The organism is Endozoicomonas sp. ONNA2 (assembly GCF_024606365.1).
Classification (GTDB): Bacteria; Pseudomonadota; Gammaproteobacteria; order Pseudomonadales; family Endozoicomonadaceae; genus Endozoicomonas.
Window position 1 is genome coordinate 1 of the sequence record NZ_JAHHPO010000181.1, and the last position, 1,318, is coordinate 1,318.

Annotated in this window: 2 protein-coding genes; one reads left to right on the forward strand and one right to left on the reverse strand. The window is 52.1% G+C overall.

Annotation, left to right across the window (positions count from 1 at the left end; translation table 11 throughout):
- Positions 1 to 888 (forward strand): alpha-amylase family glycosyl hydrolase (locus tag KDK14_RS03230; RefSeq protein WP_257263584.1); only part of this gene is annotated, 888 nt, incomplete at its 5' end.
- A 38-nt stretch (positions 889 to 926) separates the two neighbouring features.
- On the opposite strand, the gene KDK14_RS03235 is transcribed toward KDK14_RS03230, so the two are convergent.
- Positions 927 to 1,318: GTP-binding protein (locus KDK14_RS03235; protein WP_373691023.1), on the reverse strand; the 392-nt coding region annotated here is incomplete at its 5' end.

A 1,318-nucleotide genomic window follows, 5' to 3' on the forward strand; every position in this document is an offset into this window, starting at 1 on the left:
TCGGTGATTCGGCACTGGCTAAGGCAGCCCTATGCTATCGATGGCTGGCGCTTTGATGTTATTCATATGCTGGGAGAAGGGGAAGGCGCAGTGAACAACGCCCATTACGTCCGGGCTTTTCGGGCATCAGCCAAGGCCGAAAGTCCACAATGCTATGTACTGGGTGAGCACTTTTTCGAGGCAACCCGTTGGCTACAGGGGGATCAGGAAGACGGGGCAATGAATTATTACGGCTTTGCCCACCCCGTTCGGGCTTTCTTTGCGGGTCTGGATATTGCCTTGGCACCCTGTCGTATTGAAGCAGAGGAGTTTGCCGGATGGTTGCAAGAAGCCATGGCAAAAATTCCCTGGCGCAACCAACTCTGCCAACTTAACCAGCTCGATAGTCACGATACCATGCGCTTTTTGACCATGGTTAATGGTGATGAGGCAACGCTACGCTGTGCCCTGATCTTTCTGTTCTGCTGGGCCGGTGTACCCTGTCTCTATTACGGCACGGAAGTCGCCCTGGAAGGTGGGCATGACCCGGATAACCGCCGCTGTTTCCCATGGGAAAGGCTGGAGTCCCGGCAGGATATGGTGGCGTTTATCAAACAGTTGACAGCCCTGCGCAACCAGTGCCCGGCATTGCAGTCAGGCAGTGTGCAGTGGCTCTTTGCACAAGGCGATGTTATTGCCTTTGCCCGTTGCCTGAATAGTGAGCGCGTGATCTGTGCATTAAACCGTGGAACCACACCTCAGAAGCTATTGCTTCCCCTATGGCAGACGGGACTCGAGCAAGGGTATTTTTCGTTTCCAATGAAAAAGGAAGAGGGCATTGATACTTCAGATGGCATCCTTGAACTGACCATACCTGCCAACTCAGGCGAGATTTTAGTCCAGACTTAATGGGCTTTGTCCACCACACCGGGAGACGGTCTTCCTTGCTAATCATCAGATTCCAGCTGCCCGTCATAAAATTCATCAGGCTCAGGCGCAAGAAACCACTCATCCAGTTTCATAGCGAGCTGATCAACACCGGTTTTCTTGAGCGAAGAGAATAACTGAACGCTTACCAGCGGGAATCGGGACAGATCCTTTTTTGCGGCGTTCAAAACCTTTTTGGAACCACCGTGCTTTAGCTTGTCGGCCTTGGTGAGCAGTATGTGAAGTGGTAAGTTAGCACTCACACTCCAGTTAAGCATCATCTGATCGAACGCTTTCATCGGATGGCGAATATCCATCAACAACACCAGGCCAACCAGCGCCTCACGACGCTCCAGATAATCGGTCATGTGATGCTGCCACTGTTGCTTCATGGCTTCAGGCACTTTGGCAT